This is a genomic window from Pseudomonas sp. RIT-To-2 (assembly GCF_029623465.1).
Lineage (GTDB): Bacteria > Pseudomonadota > Gammaproteobacteria > Pseudomonadales > Pseudomonadaceae > Aquipseudomonas > Aquipseudomonas silvicola.
This window is the reverse complement of record NZ_JAPYKM010000046.1, coordinates 12632-37407: the sequence shown is the minus strand read 5'-3', so window position 1 is coordinate 37407 and position 24776 is coordinate 12632. Positions and strand designations below refer to the sequence as shown.

Genomic DNA, 24776 nt, shown 5'->3' with positions numbered 1-24776 from the left:
CTGCCCGAGGCGTTGGTGCAGGCCCGGGCGAAGCTCGGGAAGCGGCCACCACACAACTACCAGAACCACGAAGGTAATAACCATGAAAAGCCTGATCCGATGGTGCGTGTCTGCTGTGTTTGTTTTCCCGTTGCTGCTCCCGGCGGTGCAGGCCGATGTCCAGGACGTCACCTTCCTGATGCCCGCACCCCCCAACCTGCCCGGCTTCGCGCCGTGGATCATTGCCCAGCAGAAAGGCTATTACGCCCGACTGGGCCTGCGGGTGAACTGGGTGACGGCCAAGGGCGGGGTCGATGTGGCCAAGCAGGTGGGTGCCGGCAATGCCCTGTTCGGCGCCGCCAGTGGTGATGTGCCGGTCATCGTCCGCGCCAACGGCGTGCCGGTGCGCAATGTCGCTGTGCTGGGTACTCACGGTTACACCCTGCTGGCCACCGACGCGGCTCAGCATATCGATGCCATCGAGCAGCTGCGCGGCAAGACCGTGACCGTCATGTCTTACTCGGACTCGTTGTACTACGCCTTGCTGGCCTCGCTGCGCAAGGCTGGAATGAGCAAGAACGACGTCAATATCCAGGCCGCGGGGCCGGCGGGCGTGTGGCAACTGCTGGCCGATGGCAAGGCCGATGCCATGGCCGGGTCGCCCGACTGGGTGGTCAATGCCCAGGAGGCCGGGCGGCCTTTGCAACTGATTCCCCAGGCGCAGATGTTCGACAGCATGGCCCAGTCGATCCTGGCCTCCGATGACGCCATCGCCCAACACCCCGACCTGGTGCAAAAGATGGTCGACGGCACGTTGATGGGCTTGCGCGACATCCTTCAGGACCCGGCTCAGGCGGCCAGGACCTTCGTCGCGGCGGTACCGGCTTACCAGGGCAAGGAGCACAAGGTGGAACAGATCCTGGCCCTGTACAGCCAGTACGTCTACGGCCACCAGGAACGCCTGGGGCAGATCCAGCCGGAGCGGGTGGCCGATTCGGTGCGCTTCTTCAGCGAGGAAGGCATCGTCAAGTCGACGTTGCCCACGGATGAGTACTTCACCAACCGTTTCATCGGCGCGCTGCCGGCTTCACAGCCCTGACCGAGCGCGGTTTCGCAACACCAACCAGATCCAATCCAATCATTGGGCATGCGGTGGCCGCCTTGACGGCGCCCTGCACGCCAGGCAGGAGTGTGGGCGATGGCTTTATTGAAGTGGAGTGCAGTGGTAGTGGGCATGGGCCTGGGCCTGATCAATGCCCCGGCGGCGATGGCGGCGGCGTTCGTCAGTGATCAGGCCGACGCCAAGGGCTTTGTCGAGGACGCCTCGTTGAACCTGCTGCTGCGCAACTATTACTGGAACCGTGACAACCAGAACGGTGCGCCGGATGCCCGTGACTGGACCCAAGGCATTCAGGGCGTGTTCACCTCGGGCTTCACCCAGGGCACGGTGGGCGTGGGGGTGGACGCCTTTGGCTACCTGGGCCTGAAATTGTGGGCGCCGGAGCGGTATTCGGTGCCTGGCTATGTGTCCGGCAACCTCACCGAAGGCGCTGACGGCCACCCTGACGATAGCTATGGCAAGGCGGGTGCGGCGTTGAAGGTGCGGGTGTCGCGCACCTTGCTGAAGGCCGGTGACATGCAGCCGTCCACCAGCCCGGTGTTCGCCGTGGGCGGCAGCCGGTTGACGCCAGTGACCGTCAGCGGCCTGCAGTTGATGAGCAGTGAAGTCACCCACCTGGACCTGGAAGCGGGGCATTTCTACTCCGGTACCAGCCAGGACCAGACCAACCGCAATGGCAGCCTCTGGGCCGCGTACGCGAACCGACCGTCCAGTGCCATGGACTACGCGGGCGGGCGCTATGCCCTGGGCGACACGCCGTGGAGTCTTGGCGTGTATGGCGGGCGGCTGGAGGATATCTGGAACCAGTACTACGCCAACCTCAACTACACCCGGGCGCTGTCCGATAGCCAGTCGCTGGCAGTGGATTTCAACTATTACCGCACCACGGACCAGGGCGCTGCCCGGGCGGGGACCATCGACAACAACACCTTCTCCCTGCAGGCCGGGTATACCTTTGCCGCGGCCCATACCCTGACCCTGGGCTTCCAGAAGATCAACGGCGACACGCCGTTCGATTACGTGGGCACGGGTGACAACAACCGGCCGGGGGACTCCTGCTTCATCGCCAACTCGGTGCAGTACTCGGACTTCAACGGGCCGGGGGAGAAGTCCTGGAAACTGCAGTACGACCTGAACATGGCGGCGTATGGGGTGCCGGGCCTGACGTTGATGACCCGCTACGTGTACGGGTACGACATCGATGGTACGCACTTGTCGCCCAGCAGTGCGTATTACGGCATGTATGGCGCCGATGAACGCCATCATGAAACCAACGTCGAGGCCAAGTACGTCATTCAGTCGGGGCCGGCGCGGGACCTGTCCATTCGTGTGCGCCAGGCTTGGCACAGCGCCACGGCGGGGGACCCGGACGGGGATGCCAACGAGTTTCGATTGATTGTCGACTACCCGATCGCCATCTTCTGAGCCGTGGCCTGCTGTACGGCGTCGTTCTCTGCCCGAGCTTCGCCCGGTCCCACAGGCGCCCCCTGCGGAACCGGGCAGCCAGGTCCATCAGGGTAACGGCATGCGTCGTCGTACAACCAAATACGCTATGATGCGTGTTCCCTGAAAACCGAGACTGCTGTCGCTGATGGACAACCACGATCCCCATGCCAGTGTTCGACGCCGGCACCGTAGCCTGGCGCAGGACCTGGTGACCGAGCTGTCGCGGCGCATCCACAGCGGTGAGCTGCGCTCGGCGACCAAGCTGCCGACTGAATCCCAGGTCATGGCGGAACACGGGGTCAGCCGCACGGTGGTACGCGAGGCGATCTCGCGCTTGCAGGCGGCAGGGCTGGTGGAGACCCGCCATGGCATCGGTACCTTTGTCCTGGACCTGCCCAGCCCCAGTGGTTTTCTCATAGACCCCGCCAGTATCGTGACGCTGGAGGATGCGTTGGCGGTGCTCGAGCTGCGTATCAGCCTGGAAACCGAGGCCGCGGGCCTTGCCTGTGCCCGACGCACCGACGCGCAACTGCGCCTGATGCGCGAATCGCTGGACGCCCTCAATGCACGGGTGATCAGCGTCGAATATGCGGTGGCGGCGGACTTCCAGTTTCACCAGCAGATCGCCCTGGCCACCGGCAACCCGTATTTCACCGACATCATGCTGCACATGGGGGTGAGCATCCTGCCCCGGGTGCGGGTGCACTCAGCGCGCGTACGCGATAACAACGAGCCTTACCTTGAGCGCTTGAGCCGCGAGCATGAAGACATCTACACCGCTATCCTGCGCCGCGACGCCGATGCCGCCCGGGCGGCGATGCGCCTGCACCTGTCCAACAGCCGCGAGCGCATGCGCCGGGCCTATGAAGCGGCAGGCGCCGAGGTGTTGAACAGCTGAGCCAGGCGCTAGCCAGTCACAACCTCGATGCAGACGCATCCGCCCAGCGCCTGCAGAGAGGTCTGTTTTGCCGGTAGCGGCCACCTTTACACGGCGGGGAACGGCCCCGCCGCCGTGAAGGGGCCGCCTTGCAAGCCGCTACCCGGCTCGTCCGCCGCGGGCGCGGGCTGGCGTTCGATCTGGGCGCGGAACATTTCCGAGCTGTCCCGGGGCGCATAGTCCAAGTGCGCGGCATGCCGGTTGTTCCACCACAGGTCGCGGTTGGCGGACACGCCATAGACCACGCTGTGGCCCACGTCCTCGGCCAGCAACGCTCGGGCCACCAGGTGCTCCAGGTCCGGGTAGCTCAACCAGGTGCTGAGCATGCGCCGGTTGCGTGGCTCGGGGAACGAAGAGCCGATGCGCAGGCTCACGGTCTCGATGCCGTACCGGTGGAAATAGAACGTCGCCATGTCCTCGCCGTACGCCTTGGACAACCCGTAGTAGCCGTCCGGGCGCCGCTGGGCTTGGGTGTCCAGTTCGACCCCCTGAGGGTAGAACCCGGTGACGTGGTTGGAACTGGCAAAGACGATCCGCTTCACGCCCTGTTGCCGCGCCGCCTCGTACACATGAAAGGTACCGCGGATGTTGGCGTCCAGAATGTCCTCGAATGGCCGTTCCACCGACACACCGCCCAGATGAACGATGGCATCCACGCCCTCTGCCAGCCCGAGCACGCCGGCCTTGTCCGCCAGGTCGCAGCGGTGCACTTCTTCATGGGCACCACGGCTGGGTGCCAAGGGGCTGATATCCGAGGCCCGGATGATGTGGGCGTGAGCCTGCAAAGCGTCGCGCAGCACCTGGCCCAGGCCACCGGTGGCGCCGGTCAGCAGTATACGGTTGAAGGGTTTGGATGGGGTCATGGTCGGTTCTTCCAATGAACGGTTGGGTGGCAAGGCTTACTTGAAGTTGTACAAAACGCCCAGGCGCCAGCGCACCTGGCGGTCGTCGGAGGTGGTGTCGACTTTCACATCGCCGATCTCCATGAAGGGCACCCACTGCTGGGTGAGCTTGTACTTGATGATCAGGTTCTGTTCGTAATCGCTTTTGCGGTTGTCGTAGCGGATGTAGTCGGTCTTGAAGTAGATGAACTGGTATTCGTACGCCCACTTGCTGGCCGGCGTGTAGCCCAGCCAGCCTTCGAAGCGGTTGATGCGCTGGTCATCCTTGGCGTGGTCGGGCATGTCTTCGTCGACCTTGTCGCGGTCCAGCTTGCGGGTGTCCAGCCGGTAGCGGGTGGCCACGTAGAACGCATCGCTGAGCTTGTGCTTGTACTTGAGCCCGAATTTGTAGGTGGTGGCGTCGCTGGAACTGTCCATCTGGAATGCCGGCGTCAGGGTGCCCTGCGGGTTGAGTACATAGTTGTAGCTCACCGTGAATTCATGGCCGTTGTTGACCATGTTGTCGTAGGCCACGTCCTGGCGGTCGCCGGCGGTGCGGTATTTCATTTCGGCTTCAAAGCCCAGGCCACTGTCCAGCCGGTAGTTGAGCTTGATGCGATCGGCGTGGGAGCGGTCGTCGTCGGTGTACTGGTGGCGGTAATCGATGCTGGCGGTGTCCGCGTGGGCCTGAAAGGGCAGGCCAAGCGCCGCAGCGGTAACGAGCATGCGTAGGGTGGTGTTCATACGGTCTTCTTTTCTTGTTTTTGTGAGGACTGCGTCAGGCACGAAGATGAGTATGGGTCTCATCTGTTGTGTTAAATATACGTTATCGTACGACAAGATGACTCGTCCACGAAAAAGAACCTGTTGCGTGGTATTTTTTCAATGAATACCATCTAGAACGGGCGTATAAACAAGGTGGTCATCATCGTTAGTCATTGCTGAAATAGAGATGACAGGCGATATCCCAGGTGAAAAGCGTGTAAAAAAGGATTTCATGAAGGGGTTTTCAATCGTTGTACGATGACTTATGCTCGCCCTCAACGGAGCCCGCTCCTGTCGTCATTCCAATAACAAAAGGCTGAAGACGCCCATGAGAATCACCGCAGTCAACGTCCAGGTGTTCACTTACCCCACCCGTCGCGCTGTCGACAGCGCTGGCCATGCCCACCCGGGCGACGTCACCCAGGCGCAGATGGCTTTGCTGCGTATTCGCACCGAAGGCGGCCATGAAGGCTATGCCTTCGGCGCGCCGGAGCTGATTCGCCCCTACGTGCTGGATGGTTTCGTGCGCAAGGTGCTCATTGGCCAGAACGCCTTTGACCGGGAGAAAATCTGGCACGACCTGGCCCACTGGCAGCGCGGCAGCGCCAGCCAGCTCACTGACCGCGCCTTGGCTCTGGTGGAGCAGGCGTTGTGGGACTGGGCGGGGCGCAAGCTCGGCGTGCCGGTGCACAAGTTGATCGGCGGCTTTCGCGACAAGGTGCCGGCCTATGGCTCGACCATGTGCGGCGATGAACTGCCGGGCGGCCTGGCCACCCCCGAGGACTACGGCCGCTTCGCCGAGACTCTGGTACAGCGTGGTTACAAGGCGATCAAGCTGCACACCTGGATGCCACCGGTGTCGTTCGCGCCCAGCCCGCGCATGGATGTCAAGGCCTGCGCCGCAGTGCGCGAAGCCGTGGGCCCGGACATCGCCCTGATGCTCGATGGCTACCATTGGTACACCCGCACCGACGCGCTCTACATCGGGCGCGAGCTGCAGAAGCTCGACTTCGCCTGGTTCGAGGAACCGATGATGGAAGAGTCCGCCGAGTCCTATGCCTGGCTGGCGGGCCAGCTGGACATTCCGGTGCTGGGGCCCGAAACCCTGGCGGGCAAGCACCTGAGCCGTGCCAGTTGGGTCAAGCACGAGGTGTGCGACATCCTGCGTGCCGGGGTGGCCGGGGTAGGGGGCATAGCTCCGTGCCTCAAGGTGGCGCACCTGGCCGAATCGTTCGGCATGGACTGCGAGATTCACGGCAACGGCGCCGCCAACCTCGCGGTGGTAGGGGCGATCAAGAATTGCACCTGGTATGAACGGGGCCTGCTGCACCCTTACCTGGATTACGACGAAGTGCCGGCGTACCTCAAGCGCCTGGTCGACCCGATGGACAAGGACGGTTTCGTGCACCTGTCGGCGCTGCCTGGCCTGGGCGAAGACATCGATTTCGACTTCATCGAGACCCACACACTCAACAGCTTCTGACCGAACAGGGGCCCCCGGTAAACGCCGGGCGGCCCAGCGCCGAATAACTATAAAAAAGGCACTCCCGTTATGAGCATTTTCCCCTCGCTATGGGCGCGGGTACTGGCGGCCATCATGGTGGTTGGCGTGGTACCCGGCGCCGATGCAAGAACGCCGGTCGACCAGTTGATCGTCGGCATGAGCATGGTCAACCTGCTGTCGCTGGACCCGGCGGCCGCCACCGGCCTGGATGTGGCCGAGGTCAACGCCAACCTCTACGACATGCTGCTGGTGCAGGACGTCGCGGAGCCCGACCGGCTGCTACCGGCGCTGGCCGAACGCTGGCAGGTCAGCGACGACCGTACCACCCTGACCTTTACCCTGCGCCCCGGCGTGCGCTTTCAATCCGGCAACCCGCTGACCGCCGACGACGTGGCCTGGTCGCTGCAACGGGTGCTCAAACTCAACCTGGCCCTGGCCTCCACCTGGAAAGCCTACGGCTTCACCGCCGCGAACGCCGAGCGTTACCTGCGCGCCCAGGATGCCAACACCTTCGTGCTGCAATTGCCACGGCCCAGCGACCCGCTGCTGGTGCTCAACACCCTGGCGACATCCCCCAGTGCCTTTGTCCTCGACCGCAAGACTGTCCTGGAGCACCAGAAAAACACTGACCTGGGCGCTGCCTGGCTGACCACCCACGCCGCTGGCAGTGGCGCCTTCGTGCTCAATGACTGGCGCGCCAACGACGTGCTGCTGATGAGCCGTTTCGACGGCTACTGGGGTGGGCCGGCAAAACTCAAACGGGTGGTCATGCGCAACATGACCGAGTCACAGTCGCTGCGGCTGATGATCGAACGCGGCGACCTGGACATCGCCAAGGGCATGTCGGCGCCGGATATCCGCGCCCTGCAGCACAACGACAAGGTGCGCACCCAGACCTTGCAGCGCGGCACTCTGTATTACGTGGCGCTGAGCATGAAACAGCCGGTGTTTGCTGATGAACGCGTGCGCAAGGCCATCCGCGCGTTGATCGATTACCAGGGCATCAACCAGACCGTCATGCCCCATTACGGCGTGATCAACCAGCGGCCCTTGCCCCTGGGGCTGGCCGCGCGGCTGCCCGATCCCGGCTACCGCCTGGACGTGGAACAGGCGCGCCGGTGGCTGGCTGAAGCCGGGTACCCCCAGGGCTTCAAGACCACGATACGGGTGCTGGCCGAGCCGCCCTTCATCAACATCGCCTCCAGCCTGCAAGCCACCCTGGCCCAGGCCGGTATCGAGGCCAGCATCATCACCGGCACCGGCAACCAGGTGTATGGCGCCATGCGCGAGCGCAACTTCGACATCATTGTCGGCCGTGGCGGCGGCGGGGCCGAGCGGCACCCGCACTCCAGCCTGCGTACCCTGGTGTATAACCCCGACAACCGCGACGAAGCCCGGTTGAGCAACTTCCAGGGCTGGCGCACGGCCTTCTTCAGCCCCGAGCTGAACCGCCTGATCGAACAGGCCGAGGTCGAACCCGACGCCAGCAAGCAGTTGGCCGACTACCAGCAGATCCAGGTACGACTGGACCAGCAGGTGGGCGCCATCGTGCCGATCTCGCAGATGACCGACACGGTGCTGGTGTACGCCGACGTGACCGACTTTCACGGCCACAGTGCCGCCACCACGCGCTACAAGGACGTGTACAAAACACGCTGAGCGGCACGGACGAAACGCGCGTGCCGGGTGCCCCGGCCACGCATGATCAGGAGCTCATTATGGTTGTCATGACTGCCTCTGCCCTGGGCGCCCGCGCCTCTGGCACCGCCCGGCGCGCCAGCACGGTGCTGGTGACGTTGCTGGGCTTGTTGATGTTGACGTTCTTCATTGGCCGGGTGATGCCGCTGGACCCGGTGCTGGCGGTGGTCGGGCCGGATGCGGACCATTCCACCTATCAGCAGGTGTACCTGGCGATGGGCCTGGACAAACCCCTCTGGACCCAGTTCGGGCTGTACCTCAACGACTTGCTGCACGGCAATTTCGGCAATGCCCTGCTGACCGGCCACCCGGTGCTTGACGATATCCGCCGGGTGTTTCCCGCCACCCTGGAACTGGCCACCCTGGCCATCCTGTTCGGCGTGCTGATCGGCCTGCCGCTGGGCGTGTGCGCCGCCAGCAACCAGGGCCGCCTGGGCGACCACGTGGCACGGGTGATCACCCTGTTCGGCTATTCCACGCCGATTTTCTGGCTGGGGATGATCGGCCTGCTGGTGTTCTATGCCTGGCTGGGCTGGGCCGGCGGAGCAGGGCGCATCGATCTGGGGTACGACGGCCTGGTACCGGACGTGACCGGCCTGTTGTTGATCGACACAAGTCTGGCGGGGGACTGGGAGGCCTTCGCCAGCGCCCTGCGCCACATCCTGTTGCCGGCGCTGATCCTGGGCCTGAACTCCGTGGCCTACATCAGCCGCATGACCCGCAGCTTCATGCTCGAACAGCTGTCCCAGGAGTACATCATCACCGCCCGGGTCAAGGGCCTGTCACGGCGCCAGGTGGTGTGGGGCCATGCCTTTCGCAACATCCTGGTGCAGTTGCTCACGGTGGTGGCGCTGGCGTACGGCTCGCTCCTCGAAGGCGCGGTGCTGATCGAGACCGTGTTCGCCTGGCCCGGGTTCGGCCAGTACCTGACCAGCAGCCTGATGCTGGGTGACATGAACGCGGTGATGGGCTGCGTGCTGGTGATCGGCCTGATCTTCGTAGCGCTGAACCTGATCAGCGATGCGCTGTACAAGGTGTTCGACCCCCGTACCCGTTGACCGACCCGGGCGGGGCCGTACCGTGACAACCATAAGAAGAAGGAACCTCGAATGAAGACTGCTACCTGCGCACTGCCCCTGCGCCTGCTGTTCGCGGCGCTGGCGCTGGGGCCGCTGACCCAGGCCTGGGCCAAAACCCCGGCCGACCAGTTGATCGTGGGCATGAGCCTGGTCAACCTGTTCTCCCTGGACCCGGCCAATGCTCCCGGCCTGGATGCCTCAGGCATCAATGCCAACCTCTACGACACCCTGGTCAAGCGCGATCAGGGCGACCCGGAAAAGCACCTGCCCCAGTTGGCCGAGCGCTGGGACGTGAGCGACAACGGCCGCCGGGTCACGTTTCACCTGCGTCAGGACGTGACGTTCCACTCCGGTAACCCGCTGACGGCCACCGATGCAGCCTGGTCGCTGTACCGGGTGATGAAGCTCAACTACGGCCTGGCCACCACCTGGAAAGCCTACGGTTACACCCGCGACAACATCCAGGCACTGATACGCGCCACTGACCTGCACACCCTGGTCATCGACCTGCCCCAGGGCATGGACCCGTTGCTGGTGATCGATTCGCTGGCCACCTCTCCCAGTGCCGTGGTGGTGGACCGCCAGTTGGCCCTGGCCCACGAGAAGAACGGCGACCTGGGCGCTGCCTGGCTGATCACCCACGAAGCCGGCAGCGGCCCCTTCGTGTTGAGTAAATGGAACGCCAACGATGTACTGGTGCTGACCCGTTTCGAGCGCTATTGGGGTGGTGCCGCCGCGCTCAAGCGGGTGGTGATGAGCAACATGACCGAGTCGCAGTCCCTGCGCCTGATGCTCCAGCGCGGCGACCTCGACCTGGCCTATGGCATGGCCGCGCCCGACGTGCGGGCCCTGGACGGCGAGCGTGGCCTGCAGGTGCAGTCGCTGCCCCGGGGCACGATGTACTACGTGGCCATGAGCATGAAACAACCCGAGTTCGCCAAGCGCGAGGTCCGCGAAGCGGTGCGCAGCCTGATCGATTACCAGGGCATGGACCGGCAGGTGATGCCGTACTACGGCACGCTGAACCAGCGGCCCATGCAGTTGGGGCTGGCGGCGCGCCTGCCCGACCCGGGTTACCGGCTGGATGTGGCCCACGCCAGGGAACTGCTGGCACAGGCGGGTTACCCCAATGGTTTCAGCACGACCATCCGCACCCTGTCGGAGCCGCCGTTCATTGATATCGCCGCGCGCCTGCAGGCCACCCTGGCCCAGGGCGGGATCAAGGCCAGCATCATCACCGGTACCGGCAACCAGGTCTACGGTGCCATGCGCGCACGCAACTTCGAGATCATCGTCGCCCGGGGGGCGGAGCGCTACCCGCACCCCTACTTCAGCCTGCGCACATTCGCCTACAACCCCGATAACCGCGACAGCGCCGGGTTGCCCAACTTCCAGGGCTGGCGTGCGTCGTTCTTCGACCCGCCGCTCAATGGCCTGATCGACCAGGCCGGCGCCGAGCGCGACACCGGCAAGCGCCTGAGCCTGTACCACCAGGCCCAGGCCCGGTATGACCAGCAAGTGGGGCCGATTCTGATGCTGTCGCAAATGACCGACACCGTGGTCAGTGCCGCCGATATCAAGGGCTTTACCGGCGACGATGCCGGAGCCACGCGTTACCTGGGTGTCCACAAGCAACGTTGAAGGCTGCCGGTAGGCCTTGTGATCCTGAACCTGAGACGAGAACGTGCCCATGATTGTCAATCTGTCACCCAGCGATGCCCCTGCCACGCCGCGACTGGAACGCACCCCCGGGTCGAGTTTCGACGCGTTGTGCGCAAGTGCCCTGAAAGTGCTGCGCCACCTGTTGCGCAACCCCATGACCCTGGCGGGCCTGCTGGTGGCGACCCTGCTGGTGGTGGTCGCCCTCTTCGCCCCCTGGATCGCCACCCACGACCCGGTGGCCCAGGACCTGGCCAGCGCCCTCCAGGCGCCGGGCGCCGCGCACTGGTTCGGCACCGATGAGTTCGGCCGGGACGTGTTCAGCCGCCTGGTGCATGGCGCGCGCATCACCCTGTACATCATCGCCCTGGTAACGGTGATCGTCGGCCCGGTCGGCCTGTTCATCGGTACCGTGTCGGGCTACTTCGGCGGCTGGGTGGACACCGTGTTCATGCGCTTCACCGATATCTTCATTTCCTTCCCCAGTCTGGTGCTGGCGCTGGCGTTCATCGCGGCGCTGGGCCCGGGCCTTGAACACGCCGTGGTGGCCATCGCGCTGACGTCCTGGCCACCCATCGCGCGCCTGGCCCGGGCGGAAACCCTGGCCCTGCGCAAGGCCGACTTCGTGGTGGCGGTGCAACTGCAAGGCGCTTCGTCGGCACGGATCATCCTGCGCCATATCGTGCCCATGTGCCTGTCGTCGGTGATCATCCGGCTGACCATGAACATGGCCGGCATCATCCTGACGGCCGCGGCCCTGGGCTTTCTCGGACTGGGCGCGCAGGCACCGTCGCCGGAATGGGGGGCGATGATCTCCACCGGCCGGCGCTACATGCTCGAATGCTGGTGGCTGGTGGCGGTACCCGGCGCGGCGATCATGCTGGTCAGCCTGGCGTTCAACCTGCTGGGCGATGGCCTGCGGGACATCCTCGACCCACGCAGCGAATAACCGGAGGCTCCATGTCTGACATAAAACTGAATGTCGAAGGGCTCAACGTGCACTTCGTCAACGGCCACAGACACACCCATGCCGTGCGCGATGTGTCCTTTACCCTGGGGCGCGAAAAACTGGCGATCGTCGGCGAGTCCGGCTCGGGCAAATCAACGGTGGGGCGCAGCCTGCTCAAGCTGCACCCGCCCAGCGCACGCCTCTGTGCCAAGGCCATGCGCTTCGACGGCATCGACCTGCTGACCGCCAGCGAGAACGTCATGCGCAAGGTTCGCGGCCAGCGTATCTCGATGGTCATGCAAGACCCCAAGTACTCGCTCAACCCAGTGGTGAAGGTCGGCGAGCAGATCGCCGAAGCCTTCCTGGCGCACCACAAGGCCAGCCGGCGGGAAGCGCGCGAACGGGTGCTGGAGATGCTTGCCAAGGTGCATATCCGCGACCCGCAACGGGTGTACAACCTGTACCCCCATGAAGTCTCCGGAGGGATGGGCCAGCGCATCATGATCGCGATGATGGTCATCACCCGGCCGGAAGTCATCATCGCCGACGAGCCAACCTCGGCCCTGGACGTTTCGGTGCGCCAGCAAGTGCTCGGCGTGCTGGAAGAATTGGTCGAGCAGCAGCAGATGGGGCTGATTTTCGTCAGCCATGACCTCAACCTGGTGCGCAACTACTGCGACCGCGTACTGGTGATGTACGCCGGGCGGGTGGTGGAGTCGCTGGCGGCCTGTGACCTGCACCACGCCGAACACCCTTATACCCGTGGCCTGCTGGCGGCCTTGCCGAGCATGGACAACCGCCGCGAGCGGCTGCCCGTGTTGCAACGCGACCCCCTGTGGCTGACCTGCTGAGGAAATGAGCATGGCGATGATCCAAGCACACCAATTGAACCTGAGTTTCGGCAGCGGGGCGGGGCTGAACCAGGTCCTGCATGACGTCAGCCTGAGTGTGGCCGACGGTGAGTCCTTCGGCCTGGTGGGGGAGTCCGGCTCGGGCAAGACCACCGTGTTGCGCTGCCTGGCCGGGCAGTACCGGCAGTGGCGCGGCGAGTTGAGTATTGGCGGGGTGGCGCTGCAGCACACGCTGCCCAAAAGCCACTTTCGCCATGTGCAGATGGTCTTCCAGGACCCCTACGGCTCGCTGCACCCGCGCCACACCGTGGACACGGCGCTGCGCGAACCGCTGGTGATTCACGGCATCGACGACCGGGACGAGCGTATCCATGACATTCTGCTCAAGGTGGGCCTGAACGAGACCTTCCGTTACCGCTACCCGCATCAACTGTCCGGTGGCCAGCGCCAGCGCGTGGCCATTGCCCGCGCGTTGATTCTGCAACCGCGAGTGTTGCTGCTGGACGAACCCACCTCGGCCCTGGACGTTTCGGTGCAGGCGGAAATCCTCAACCTGCTGGCAGACCTTCGCCGTCGTGAGAAACTCACCTACCTGATGGTCACGCATGACCTGGGGGTGGTCACGCACCTGTGTGACCGGGTGGCAGTGATGCAGCAAGGCCGCATCGTCGAACAGCTGGAAAGCCAGGCGCTCAGCCAGAACCTGGCCACCCACGCCTATACCCGTATGCTGGTGCAGGCCAGCCGTGACTTCAGCGACGACAGCCAGCATCCGCTTGCCGGTTGAGCCGAGCGGCGACAGACAAGGAAAATCCTATGCCTCATGAACGCGTTGCCAGGGCCATGCCCCGGCCTTTCACCGTGCGGCCGCTGCTGGCGGCCCTGGCGCTGGCGTGCAGCCTGCCGGCGTGGGCCTTGCCGGCGCCGCCCGCACCACGAGTGCCGACCCTGGCTTTCGATGACCACAGCGTGATCCTGGTGTGGGAAAAACCCGCGGGCCATGCCGACATCAAGGATTACCGGGTGTACGCCAACGGTGTGCTGCTGGGCAGCAGCAATGCCAACAACGACCAGGTGTCACCGGCCAAACCGCATATCGACCGTTTCTATGCCCGGGACGCGGCGCATTTCCACCACCGTATTGCCCTGCACAGTTATACCGCCCTGGGGCTCAAGGCCGATACCGAATACCGTTTCACCGTGCGCGCGGTGGGGTCCGACGGCCAGGAGTCGGCGGATAGCCCGGCGGTGGTGCAGCGCACGACCCGGGTGCCGGCGCTGTTCGACGTGACCCGGTACGGCGCCAAGGGTGACGGCACGCACCTGGACACATTGGCCATCCAGCAAGCGATCGATGCCTGCACGCCGGGCTGCAAGGTGTTGCTGCCCAAAGGCGTCTACAAGAGCGGCGCGCTGTACCTCAAGAGCAACATGACCCTGGAAATCGCCGAGGGTGCGACGCTGCGGGGCTCCGAACGTGCCGAGGATTATCCAGTGGCCGGCTACCGCCAGTACCCTTATTCCAGCACGCTGCGGCCGGCCTCGCTGATCAATGCGCTGCCCCGCGACCCGGGCCGGCACCAGGCGTTCGAGAACATCCGCATCGTCGGCAAGGGCACCCTTGACGGCAATGGCTGGAAGCAGGGGAAGGAGGGGGCCTACGTGGCCAGCGACAATGCCCATTACGCCCGGGATGGCATCCTGGCCAAGGCTCAGGTCGAGCAGGCGGTGGCGGGGGGCATGAACGTCAAGGACGCGTATGGCCAGATGCGCTCTTCGCTGATCACGTTGCGTAACGTGAAGAACGTCTTCTACGGAGGCTTCACGGCAGTGAACCCGGCGTACCACGGCATCATGAACCTGGAGACTGAAAACGTGGTGCTGGCCAACACCACCCAACGTACCTACGACGCGAACAACGGTGATGGCATCGAATTCGCCAACAGCACCGGTGCGATGGTGTTCAACAACGTCTTCGACACCGGCGACGACTGCGTCAACTTCGCCGCCGGCACCGGCGCCGATGCGGTACACCAGCCCCCTCAGCAGGGGGCATGGATATTCAACAATTACTTCGCCAATGGCCATGGCATGGTGGTGGTCGGCAGCCATACCGGGGCCTGGATCGAAGGCATCCTGGCCGAAGACAACGTCGCCGATGGCACGGATGCGGGGCTGCGCATGAAAAGCACCACCTTCATGGGGGGCGGCGGGCGTGACGTGACCTTCCGCGATTCGGCGCTGCGCGACATCGGCAGGCAAGCGTTCATCCTGACCCTGGACTACAACGACCCCAACGCCAAGATCGACTACCGGCCCTCCGCTGTGCCAGGGCAATTTCGGGATGTGCGCGTCAGCGACGTCAGTGTCGAGAACACGCGGGGCATGGCCATCGAGGTGAAGGGGGGCAGCGACAGCAAAAGCTATCACCAGGGGTTATCGTTCGAGCGGGTTCAGTTCAGTGGCCCGGCAGGGGTGCATATCGACGGTTTGAAGGACTCGCGCTTCGAGGATGTAGTGTTCACTGGGCCGCGTAGCGCCAACCGCTGGCAAATCACCCGAACCGACGGGGTAAGTTACAAGAATATCCAGCCGTCGCCGTAGCTGTCTTGTGGGGCGATCCTCCTGCGGTATGCCTGATACGGCGCGCCATTGCAGGACCGGGCGCAAATGCGGTCGACCTGACAGGCCTCTTCCCGAGCTTCGCCCGGTCCCACAAGATTGCCTTGAGCCTGTGGCTGCGTGCCGTTGTGGGACCGGGCGTAGCTCGGGAAGCGGACAACGCGGTCAATCTGACAGGGCGCTTCCCCAGCTTTGCCCGATCCCACCGGGTTGCCATGGCCCTGCAGCATCGGCAGGCGGCTGCATGCAACTCTTCGCCGCGGCGCAGGTCATTGGGAAATGGCCTGGCAGAGCAGGCGAGTAGCGCTGGCGTGGGTGGCAGACTCTTGGAGTAATGAACCAGGTCGGTCGATGCTTGCACTGCCTGTCCGGTACTGGCGCACACGCTCGGTGTGCATATAGCAGTCGCAACGCAACGGTGCGCAATTGAACGACACGCTTACCCATCTTTCTCGCGAAGCGCTTGAAGCCCAGGTGCTGCAACTGCGCCAGGAACTTGCCACTGCCCAGCACAGGGAGGGGGCGGTCCATGAGGCCCAGGCGCGCTACCAACTGGCGGTGAAGGCCACCAATGACGCGGTCTGGGATTGGGACCTGCGCACTAATCATGTGCAATGGAACGACGCCCTGGAGCGTGCTTACGGCTACCCCCTGGCCTCGGTGGAAGCGACGGGCGAATGGTGGCTGGGGCAGATTCACGCCGATGACCGCGCCCAGGTTCGAGCGTCCATTGACGCGGTGATCGACGGCACGGTGACCGATTGGTCGGCCGAGTACCGCTTTCGCCGCCTGAACGGTTCCTACGCTGAGGTATTGGACCGCGGCTACATCATCCGCGATGCCCACGGGCAGGGCGTGCGCATGATCGGTGCGATGCTCGACCTGACGCGCATGCGTACCGCCGAAGCGGCGCTGCGCGAGAGCGAGGAGCGGTTTCGCACCATCCTGGAAACCATCGAGGCCGCCTTTGCCATTGTCCAGGTCAAGTTCGATGAACAGGATGAGCCGGTGGACTATCGCTTCGTGGAGGCCAACCCGGCCTTCGAGCGCCAGGCCGGTGTCAACCTGCGCGGCAAGTGGGTCACCGAGTTCGCGCCAGACCTCGAGCGTTTCTGGTTCGAAGCGTATGGGCACGTGGCCAAGACCGGTACACCGGCCAACTTCGAAAGCTACGCCAAGAGCTTCCAGCGCTGGTTCGACGTACGCGCGGTGCGCGTCGGTGACCCGGCCGACCGGCAGATCGCCATTTTCTTCAGTGACGTGACCGGCCGCCGGGATGCCGAGGAGCGCCTGCGCCACAGCGAGACCGTGGCCCGGGAAAATATCGAGCGTGTGCAACTGGCGCTCGCCGCGGGGGCTATTTTCGGTACCTGGCATTGGGACCTGCCCAACGACAGCTTCACCGTGGATGAGGCCTTCGCCCGTGCGTTTGGCCTGGATCCGGCCTTGGGCCGCGAAGGGCTGAGCCTGGACCAGGTGGCGGCTACGGTGCACCCGGAGGATCGTGAAGGATTGTTCGCCGCCATCAACGAAGTGATCGCCCGGGGTGGCGCATACGCGCACCAGTATCGGGTCCGGCGTACCGATGGCCACTATTACTGGATCGAGGCGAACGGCCGCGTCGACCATGCCGAGGACGGTACGCCGCTGCGTTTCCCCGGCGTGCTCATCGATGTCGAGGAGCGCCGCTCGGTGGAGGCCCAGCGCGACCTCGCCAACCAGGCCTTGCGCTCGCTCAACGAAACCCTGGAATTGCGAGTGGCCGAACGCACCATCGAATTGATGCAGGCTGAAGAGAAATTGCGCCAGTCGCAGAAAATGGAAGCGGTCGGCCAATTGACCGGTGGCCTGGCCCACGACTTCAACAACCTGCTGGCGGGTATCTCCGGCGCCCTGGAACTGATGGGCAGCCGCATTGCCCAGGGCCGCCTGGCGGAGGTGGACAAATACCTGGCCACCGCGCAGAGCGCGACCAAGCGGGCCGCGGCGCTGACCCACCGGTTGCTGGCATTCTCCCGCCGGCAGACCCTTGACCCGCGGCCGACCGATGTCAACGCGCTGATCGAAGGCATGACCGAGCTGATCCAGCGCACCGTGGGCCCGGCCATTGTCCTGCAGACCGGTGGCGCCCCCGACGCGTGGCCAGCATTGGTGGACGTCAGCCAGCTGGAAAACGCGTTGTTGAACCTGTGCATCAACTCCCGCGATGCCATGCTGGGTGGCGGCACTATCCGCATTCTCACCGCCAACCGTTGGCTCGGCGCCGAGGAGGCGAGGGTGCTGGACGTTCCCGAGGGCCAGTACCTGACCCTGTGTGTGATCGACACCGGCACGGGCATGACCAGCGAAGTGATGGGCAAGATCTTCGATCCGTTCTTCACCACCAAGCCCATCGGCCAGGGCACTGGGCTGGGGTTGTCGATGATCTACGGGTTCGCCAAGCAGTCGGGCGGCCAGGTGCGCGTGGAGTCCACCGTGGGCCAGGGCACTACCATGACCATTTTCCTGCCCCGCTATCATGGCCAGCCGGCCCCTCACGATCAGGTTGAGCTGGCGATGGACGTCACGGTCAGTGCCGTGGGCGAGACCATTCTGGTGGTGGATGACGAACCGACCGTGCGCATGTTGCTGACCGATGTGCTCAAGGACCTGGGGTACACCCTGATCGAGGCGGCGGACAGTGTCGCGGGGCTCAAGGTACTGCGCTCCGATGTGCGCATCGACCTGCTGATCACCGATGTCGGCTTGCCGGGTGGCATGAACGGCCGGCAAATGGCCGATGCGGCGCGCGAAGTGCGGCCAGGCCTGAAGACCCTGTTCATCACCGGTTATGCTGAAAGCGCTGCGATTGGTGACGGCCATCTGGCGCCTGGCATGCATGTGCTCACCAAGCCATTCGGGATGGATACCCTGACCTTGCGGGTGCGGGAGTTGATGGGCCTGTAGCAGCGGCCTGGCCGCCGCTGCTAGGAGGCCAGGCCGTCAGCAGTACTGGTCGATCACCTTGACCTGTGGTGCTCGACGAGCCTCGGGCCATTGGTCCTCGAGGGTGTGCAGCACCCGGCCAAGGAATTCCCGGTCAGCCGCGGCCTTGCGGCCAATGTAGCCCTGGCCCCGACGGTAGGTGCGCAGGCGGGCACGCATGGTCGGCTTGCTCTGTTCGAATTCGGCCTCGCCTGCGTGGCGTGCCATCCCGTCGATATGAACTTCGCCCGATTCGCAGACCCACAGGATGTGGTTGTCCAGCGTGTCCTTGTGCGATGCGAACAATTGAGCCAGTTCTTCAATGGTAGGTTGATTGTTCAAGTTCATATGTAAGCCCCCTTCGACTGTTATTTCATTTTGTAGGTGATGAGTTTAAACATGGCCCCCAATCGGCCACTGCGCTGCGCTGCACGGTGAAGACACCGGGTACAGAGGTCAGGGCGGGATGTGTGTAGCGTTGATGGAAAATGACTACAGCAGCGAGGAAGGCGTGCGGAACCCGGGATGTCAGGACGACGGTACGGCTGTCAGCCACAAGCATCTTGAGATCGTCTCGCCAGCCTTTTGCCCGATGCGGGCGGCATGCTGGTCAGCTTTTCATCAATCTGCCTTGTGGGCAGTACCCATCACGCAACCGGACGACGGCTTGTCGGCTGGCCTTTGACACCCTTTACCTTGGCTCCCGATCGGGGAGACAGCTTCACTATGCAAGGCGCGCGAAAGGTCGTCAATACTTTTTGTAGTGATCTTTTTAGAGCACTACATATTTCCCGGAAGGGGCCCGTATTCATCGGGGCAAACGGCAAAAGGGCGACTGGCAGGCTTGAAAATGACCTTCGGGTCACGCCAGTTTCACCCACTGTACCTCACTCAAACCCGCCGCCATGGCGTGTTGCCGCCATTGTTCCTTGTTGTCTTCGATGGCCTCCATGCCCAGGCCTGTGCCTGCGTGCAGCGCGGCGTAGTACCAGGCGTCGGCGTCGGTCATCAAGGTATCTCGTTGCAGGAAGTGGTGGGGGCGACCGTGAAGGCAGTAGCGGATTTCGAAACGGTGCAGCATAAGCATGGCCGGAAAACTCCCTGATATCGGGGGTCAGACATAACGGCAAAAGGCCAGTTCCGTAAAAAGGTAACAAGTTTTTCACAATTGAAGGCCAGGTACCTGTGCTGTCCGCCGGTCGAGAAGAGAGCGTGGAGGCTGCCATTTTTATGGCGCGATGTGTAAGTTCCGTGAACAGCGCCGATAACTAGACGAAAGGTATGAACTTTTCGTCATGCGCGTTAGGTGCATTTGAGAGTCGCTGCTAATCTCAAGCCTGCTCCGCATCTTGCCGATGTTGGGCGTGCAGGGACGCGCAGGGATGAAGCAGCGGTTTTCCGGCAGGGCAGTCGAGCTCCCTGGCCGGCTGGTTGGCCGCGTGGTGCTTCAGCGCTACCTGGGCGTTTGTACCGCCAGGTCAGGGAAGAGCCGGCCCGTGCCATGCCAGCAGAGCAGTCACGAACCGTGCAACGGGACTGGTTTTCACTTAGCTGCCGTGCACCTCGCCTGCCGTAGAGGTTGAGCTCAAGGATGGACCGACACTGCATCAGCCGTGGGTGGACCGACACCATCGACGCATTGTCTTGCATCACGCCTGCCTGAGGATTCCGTAACAGCGCTGCCCCTGCGGGCGGCACGCGGCTGACTGCCTGGCAGGCGGCTTCGAACAACCATGAATCATCACAGAGTTGGGGAGACGAGCATGCAATACACAACGTTCAGCGATGAACAGATCAAGGCGCTGGCCCAATCGATCGATCAGCAGGGTTACGCGGTTCTGCCCGGCTGGGCCAGCCCCGCGGAACTGGAAGAAGTGCAGGGGCTGGTCAAGCGTTCGGTGGAGGCGGCCGGCAACAGTTACGTGGCCCTGACCGGTCACCAGGCCGTGGCGGGAACCTTGCTGCAGGAGTGGGGGCGCTCCCCGGTGCTGCTGGACCTGTGCAAACGGATCGTCGCCCAGGCCACCGGGCGCGCCGCCAATGATGGCGAGGAGGGTATTCATCAGGTGTTGCGCTGCCTGGTGGGCGATACCGGCCGGCGTGAATCGATGATTTTTCACTACGACTCATTCGTGCTCACTACCATCATGCCGGTGTGTCTGCCTGATGGTGCCAAGGGCGATCTGCTGATGTTGCCCAGCAAGCGTCCGCTGCGTGGCAGTTACGCCATGAACCTGATCGACAAGCTCAAGGTGGACAACCGCTGGAGCCAGCGCCACCTGATCAAGGCCTGGGAACAGGGCAGCAGCCGCTTCACGCAGGTGGCCATGGAACCGGGCAACATGTACCTGTTCTGGGGGTATCGGTCGCTGCACACCAACCTGCCGGCCGACCCCAACGGGATTCGCGCCACGGCGGTGTTCCATTACGACAACCTGCATGGCGCCAGTTCGCTGGCCGGGCGCATTCGCTCGTCCCTGGCCTATGTGCGGCCGCGACGCCGAGCCATGGTGTGAACAGTGGGCGGTCAGGGCACCTGACGTTCTTCCAGGCAATCACTGCCGCCCATGTCGAACTCGCGGCAGATCAGCGGGCGCTGGCGGTAGATGCTGCAGCTCATGGTGCGCCGGTCCAGCGCCGCGCACCAGCCGTCGTCCAGCCGTGCCATGGTCTGCGAGCCCCAGTCATCGGTGGCGATGAAACGCTCGGGCACACCGGTGTCGGTGATCAGCATCACCTCCAGGCGGCAGCATTTGGCCGCGCAGGTGTCGCAGGTGACGGTGGGGTCGATGGCCGGAAGCGAGTGTAACGCGATCAAGGGCTGGGTCCTGGGTGGCATGAACAGGGAGGGTACCGGCTGTGGGCCCATTCACAAAGCATTGGATGTGACGTTTTGTTGAATCCCGACCAATTACCAAGGTGGGCCACGGCGTGTCGGGTTTTTGCCGTGTATCGCACTTTTTGCCGTTTTGCCCCTCTATAGGTCGCCGTCGCTTTCCTTCCTCCGCCCTGACCCGACTTGCCGATGCGTTCCGTACTGACTTCTGTTTTCACCTTTTGCCTGGTGTCGAGCATGCTGCTCGTTGCTCAGGGCTGCAGCCGCCAGACTGGCCAGGACATTGCCACGCAGTTGGGCAATGGCAAGCCGGACGAGTTCTTCCAGACCAGCGTGGACCGCATGACCACCTTGGCCATGAACGATAACCTGCAGAGCCTGTACCTGTTGATGAACAAGCTGTACCTGCGCAACCCGGCGCAGTGGCAGCGGTCGGGTTTTCTGGATGCGGCCACGGCGGAGCGCCAGGTGAGCCTGGCTATTGAACAGCAAAAACCCTTGCCGCAGTTGGGCGGGCGCAAGGACCTGGCAGCATTGAGTTACGCGCTGAGCCCGGAGTTTCTCGGCGACCGGGTGGGGGCCTTCATCTACGCCATTGGCAGCATGCTGGTGACTGCCCACGGCAACCGCACCACCTTCTACATGACCGACAGCCTCAACCCGACCTTCATCAACAACGCCGCGCGCAACATCGAGAAGGCCACCTGGCTGCTCAGCCAGCGCCAGGACGCGCAGGGCGAGCCGCTGCTGTTTTCCAATGCGATATCGGAAGAAGGCAGCAACCTGAGTTTCGCGACCGAGTTCGGCAAGATTGTCGCGCGCCTTGACCTGGTGACCCAGATGCTCGATGAGCGGTATAGACGGATTGGTCTGAATTACGCCCAGAGTCTGTTGTTTCTCAACTTCCTGCCGGTGCAATAGTCGGGCGTGTGGCCCCCGGGGTCACGCCAGCAGGCGGGCGGTGAGGTAGAGGCCTGCGGCGAACACCACATGGCCCACCACATTGAGCAACCTTGCCCGCGCCGGGTTGGGGGCGCCCGAGCAGGCGACGCCAACGCCCATGCCCGGCTGCAGGATGAACCAACCGGCGCCCACGGTGACCAGGCCGACGATCAGCGCTGGCGCGAAGGTGGGCGCCGCCGCCCAGCCCGGGCCCCAGATGAGCAGCAACGCGGCGGCGAAGACTATGCCGGTGACATAGTGCATCACCCAGCCAATGGCCAGTTCGCGCGGCACGGGGGTGGATTTGCCAATGCCCTGCTGGTGGACGAACTGGCCCCGCGGCAAACCGGCGAACCAGCGCCCGATCAGGTGCCAGGGAGGAATGGGCAGGCCAAAGACCTTGTTCAGCAGCAGGTTCCACAGGTCCAGCAGCGCGGTGGCGCCAGCGCCGAAAACGACCGACAGGGCAACGAAAGCAAGCATCGGGGGGATCCTTTCCATTCAACGGTGGGGCCAGACGATATCAGGTTTGCACCTTTCAGGTTGCCGCGGCCTTGGGTTTGCGAGTGCGCGGCGCGGCGCCTTTGCGCGGTGCCGACTTGCGTTTTTTCTTCCACGGCGCGCCGCGGCCTGGCGGGCTGGCCGGGCCGCTGATGGTCAGGCTCAGGCCCGCGCAGCGTTCTACCTGGCGGCTCATCCAGGCTGACTGCTTGGCGACGAACTCCTCCAGGCTCATTTCGCCGCTTTGCACCATGTCCAGGGCCTGTTCCCAGATGGCCGTGGTGCCAGGGTCGGCGATGGCCCGGGGTACCGCGTCGATGAGGCTGAACGCCGCCGGCGTGGCATTGAGTGCCTTGCCGTTCTTGGCCAGGTAACCGCGGTCGATCAGGCCCTGGATGATGCCCGCGCGGGTCGCTTCGGTGCCGATGCCGGTGGTGTCCTTGAGTTTCTGTTTCAGGCGGGGGTCGTCCACCAGCTTGGCGACGTTTTTCATGGCCTTGATCAGGTCGCCTTCGGTGAAGGGCTTGGGCGGCTGGGTCCACAGGTCCTTGAGGGTGACGTCGCCCACGTCATAGTCCTCGCCTTCGCGCAGGGCAGGCAGTGCCTGGGGCGGCGGCGCCTCGCGGCCACGCGCCGGGGCCAGGGCCTCGGGCAAGGCGCGGCGCCAGCCGGGCTCGACGATGCGTTTGCCCACGGCACGCAGGCGCTGGCCAGCGCAGTCGAAATCGGCCTGGGTGCGGTCGAATTCATGGTTGGGCAGGAACTGCGCCAGGTAGCGGGCGCGGATCAGGGTATACACGGCCCGTTGCTTGCCTGCCAGGCGGCCCAGGTCGGTGCCGGCGGCCGTGGGAATGATGCCGTGGTGGGCGCTGACCTTGGCATCGTTCCAGGCGCGGGAGCGGCGGCTGGTGTCGATGTGCTTCATCAACTCGGCCAGGCTCGGGTCGGCACGGCCCAGCGCGGCGATGATGGCCGGCGCCTCACTGTGCTGGCTGTTGGGCAGGTAGCCGCAGTCGCTGCGCGGGTAGGTGATGACCTTGTACTGCTCGTAGAGGGCCTGGGCGATGTCCAGGGTTTCCTGGGCGCCGAGCCCCAGTTTCTTCGAGCACACTTCCTGCAGGGTACCCAGGTCAAAAGGCAAGGGCGCCGCCTCGCGCATGCGCTCGGTGCGCAATTTCACCAGCCGGGCACTGGCGGCGCCGCGCAAGGCTTCGGCCGCCGCCTGCGCCAGTGGCTGCTGCAGGCAGCGACCCTGGTCGTCGCAGGCATCCTCGGGTGGGCACCATTGCGCGGTGAAGGGCGTGCCGCGTGGGTCGAGTTGCACGTCGATGGCCCAGAACGGGGCCGGCACGAAGGCGGCGATGCTGCGGTCGCGGTCCACCACCAGGCGCAGGGTCGGGGTCTGTACCCGGCCCACAGGCAGCACGCCCTGATAGCCGGACTGGCGGCCCAGCAGGGTGAACAGCCGGCTCATGTTCATGCCGATCAGCCAATCGGCCCGCGAGCGGCCCAGGGCCGAGTGGTAGAGGCTGAAGGTTTCCGTGCCGGGTTTGAGGGCCGCCAGCGCCTTGCGGATCGAGGCGTCATCCAGCGCCGACAGCCACAGGCGCTGCACCGGGCCCCGGTAGCGGCAGTGTTCAAGCAGTTCGCGGGCGATCATCTCGCCCTCGCGGTCGGCGTCGGTGGCGATCACCAGTTCCCGGGCCTCACCCAGCAGGCGCTTGACGACCTTGAACTGGCTGGCGGTCTTGGGCTTGACCAGCATCTTCCACTTTTCCGGGATGATGGGCAGGTCCGTCAGCACCCAGCGCTTGTAGCGTTCGTCGTAAGCGTCGGGCGGCGCGGTTTCCAGCAGGTGGCCGATGCACCAGGTCACCGTCACGTCGGTGCCCACCCAGCAGCCATCGCCGCGGCGGCTGGCGCCCAGCACCTTGGCGATGTCCTTGGCCTGGGAGGGTTTTTCGCAGAGGTAGAGGCGCATGGGCAGGGTCGTTGGGGTGGTGATGGGTAGGTATAGGATGGCGGGTGAACGGGCAGGGGGCA

21 protein-coding genes are annotated in these 24776 nt (G+C 64.2%); 14 read left to right on the top strand and 7 right to left on the bottom strand.

Annotation, left to right across the window (positions count from 1 at the left end; genetic code table 11):
- Window positions 1–82: 82 nt before the first annotated feature.
- The 3 genes from QBK88_RS27645 to QBK88_RS27635 all read left to right on the top strand — a co-directional run bounded on the left by QBK88_RS27645 (window position 83) and on the right by QBK88_RS27635 (window position 3443).
- Window positions 83–1078, top strand: coding sequence for an ABC transporter substrate-binding protein (locus tag QBK88_RS27645; protein WP_277964547.1), 996 nt, complete (start codon window positions 83–85; stop codon window positions 1076–1078).
- A gap of 99 nt (window positions 1079–1177) precedes the next feature.
- Window positions 1178–2524, top strand: a complete 1347-nt coding sequence (locus QBK88_RS27640) for an OprD family porin (protein WP_277964546.1) — start codon at window positions 1178–1180, stop codon at window positions 2522–2524.
- A 166-nt stretch (window positions 2525–2690) separates the two neighbouring features.
- On the top strand, window positions 2691–3443 hold the full coding sequence (locus QBK88_RS27635) for a FadR/GntR family transcriptional regulator (protein ID WP_277964545.1): 753 nt from the start codon (window positions 2691–2693) through the stop codon (window positions 3441–3443).
- Between the two features lie 86 nt (window positions 3444–3529).
- Here QBK88_RS27635 and QBK88_RS27630 read toward each other — a convergent pair whose 3' ends face one another.
- Window positions 3530–4345, bottom strand: coding sequence for an NAD-dependent epimerase/dehydratase family protein (locus QBK88_RS27630; protein WP_277964544.1), 816 nt, complete (start codon window positions 4343–4345; stop codon window positions 3530–3532).
- Window positions 4346–4381: 36 nt separating this feature from the next.
- Window positions 4382–5107 (bottom strand): oligogalacturonate-specific porin KdgM family protein, encoded by a 726-nt coding sequence (locus QBK88_RS27625; protein WP_277964543.1) that lies wholly within the window; start codon window positions 5105–5107, stop codon window positions 4382–4384.
- A 349-nt stretch (window positions 5108–5456) separates the two neighbouring features.
- Here QBK88_RS27625 and QBK88_RS27620 point away from each other — a divergent pair, with 349 nt between their 5' ends.
- The 9 genes from QBK88_RS27620 (at window position 5457) to QBK88_RS27580 (ending at window position 18436) form a co-directional block, all read left to right on the top strand.
- On the top strand, window positions 5457–6611 hold the full coding sequence (locus QBK88_RS27620; RefSeq protein WP_277964542.1) for a mandelate racemase family protein: 1155 nt from the start codon (window positions 5457–5459) through the stop codon (window positions 6609–6611).
- Between the two features lie 69 nt (window positions 6612–6680).
- Window positions 6681–8291: an ABC transporter substrate-binding protein gene (locus QBK88_RS27615; protein ID WP_277964541.1), complete on the top strand. Its 1611-nt coding sequence runs from the start codon at window positions 6681–6683 to the stop codon at window positions 8289–8291.
- Window positions 8292–8359: 68 nt separating this feature from the next.
- On the top strand, window positions 8360–9388 hold the full coding sequence (locus tag QBK88_RS27610; RefSeq protein WP_445765014.1) for an ABC transporter permease: 1029 nt from the start codon (window positions 8360–8362) through the stop codon (window positions 9386–9388).
- 51 nt (window positions 9389–9439) lie between these two features.
- Complete coding sequence (locus QBK88_RS27605) at window positions 9440–11050, top strand: ABC transporter substrate-binding protein (RefSeq protein ID WP_277964540.1); 1611 nt, start codon at window positions 9440–9442, stop codon at window positions 11048–11050.
- Between the two features lie 49 nt (window positions 11051–11099).
- A complete protein-coding gene (locus tag QBK88_RS27600) occupies window positions 11100–12017 on the top strand; it encodes an ABC transporter permease (RefSeq protein ID WP_277964539.1) in 918 nt (305 codons plus the stop codon).
- An 11-nt stretch (window positions 12018–12028) separates the two neighbouring features.
- On the top strand, window positions 12029–12868 hold the full coding sequence (locus tag QBK88_RS27595) for an ABC transporter ATP-binding protein (protein ID WP_277964538.1): 840 nt from the start codon (window positions 12029–12031) through the stop codon (window positions 12866–12868).
- Window positions 12869–12878: 10 nt separating this feature from the next.
- The gene (locus QBK88_RS27590; RefSeq protein ID WP_277964537.1) at window positions 12879–13655 is read left to right on the top strand and encodes an ABC transporter ATP-binding protein; all 777 of its coding nucleotides are present in this window, start codon (window positions 12879–12881) and stop codon (window positions 13653–13655) included.
- 29 nt (window positions 13656–13684) lie between these two features.
- On the top strand, window positions 13685–15472 hold the full coding sequence (locus QBK88_RS27585; protein WP_277964536.1) for a glycoside hydrolase family 28 protein: 1788 nt from the start codon (window positions 13685–13687) through the stop codon (window positions 15470–15472).
- 492 nt (window positions 15473–15964) lie between these two features.
- On the top strand, window positions 15965–18436 hold the full coding sequence (locus QBK88_RS27580) for a PAS domain-containing protein (RefSeq protein ID WP_445765013.1): 2472 nt from the start codon (window positions 15965–15967) through the stop codon (window positions 18434–18436).
- A gap of 36 nt (window positions 18437–18472) precedes the next feature.
- Here the strand turns inward: QBK88_RS27580 and QBK88_RS27575 are convergent, their stop codons facing one another.
- Both QBK88_RS27575 and QBK88_RS27570 read right to left on the bottom strand, forming a co-directional pair.
- Window positions 18473–18802 carry a hypothetical protein gene (locus QBK88_RS27575; RefSeq protein ID WP_268142458.1) on the bottom strand — a complete coding sequence of 110 codons (330 nt, stop codon included), beginning with the start codon at window positions 18800–18802 and terminating at the stop codon, window positions 18473–18475.
- 514 nt (window positions 18803–19316) lie between these two features.
- A complete protein-coding gene (locus tag QBK88_RS27570) occupies window positions 19317–19541 on the bottom strand; it encodes a DUF6555 family protein (RefSeq protein WP_277964534.1) in 225 nt (74 codons plus the stop codon).
- Window positions 19542–20217: 676 nt separating this feature from the next.
- On the opposite strand from QBK88_RS27570, the gene QBK88_RS27565 reads away from it, so the two are divergent.
- Complete coding sequence (locus tag QBK88_RS27565) at window positions 20218–20970, top strand: hypothetical protein (RefSeq protein WP_277964533.1); 753 nt, start codon at window positions 20218–20220, stop codon at window positions 20968–20970.
- Window positions 20971–20981: 11 nt separating this feature from the next.
- On the opposite strand, the gene QBK88_RS27560 is transcribed toward QBK88_RS27565, so the two are convergent.
- Entirely contained in the window at window positions 20982–21293 is a 312-nt protein-coding gene (locus QBK88_RS27560) for a YkgJ family cysteine cluster protein (protein WP_277964532.1), read from the bottom strand.
- Between the two features lie 234 nt (window positions 21294–21527).
- On the opposite strand from QBK88_RS27560, the gene QBK88_RS27555 reads away from it, so the two are divergent.
- A complete protein-coding gene (locus tag QBK88_RS27555) occupies window positions 21528–22211 on the top strand; it encodes a hypothetical protein (protein WP_277964531.1) in 684 nt (227 codons plus the stop codon).
- Window positions 22212–22232: 21 nt separating this feature from the next.
- Here QBK88_RS27555 and QBK88_RS27550 read toward each other — a convergent pair whose 3' ends face one another.
- Window positions 22233–22715, bottom strand: a complete 483-nt coding sequence (locus tag QBK88_RS27550; RefSeq protein ID WP_277964530.1) for a DUF2938 family protein — start codon at window positions 22713–22715, stop codon at window positions 22233–22235.
- Window positions 22716–22770: 55 nt separating this feature from the next.
- On the bottom strand, window positions 22771–24714 hold the full coding sequence (locus tag QBK88_RS27545; protein WP_277964529.1) for a DNA topoisomerase III: 1944 nt from the start codon (window positions 24712–24714) through the stop codon (window positions 22771–22773).
- Between the last annotated feature and the right edge of the window lie 62 nt (window positions 24715–24776).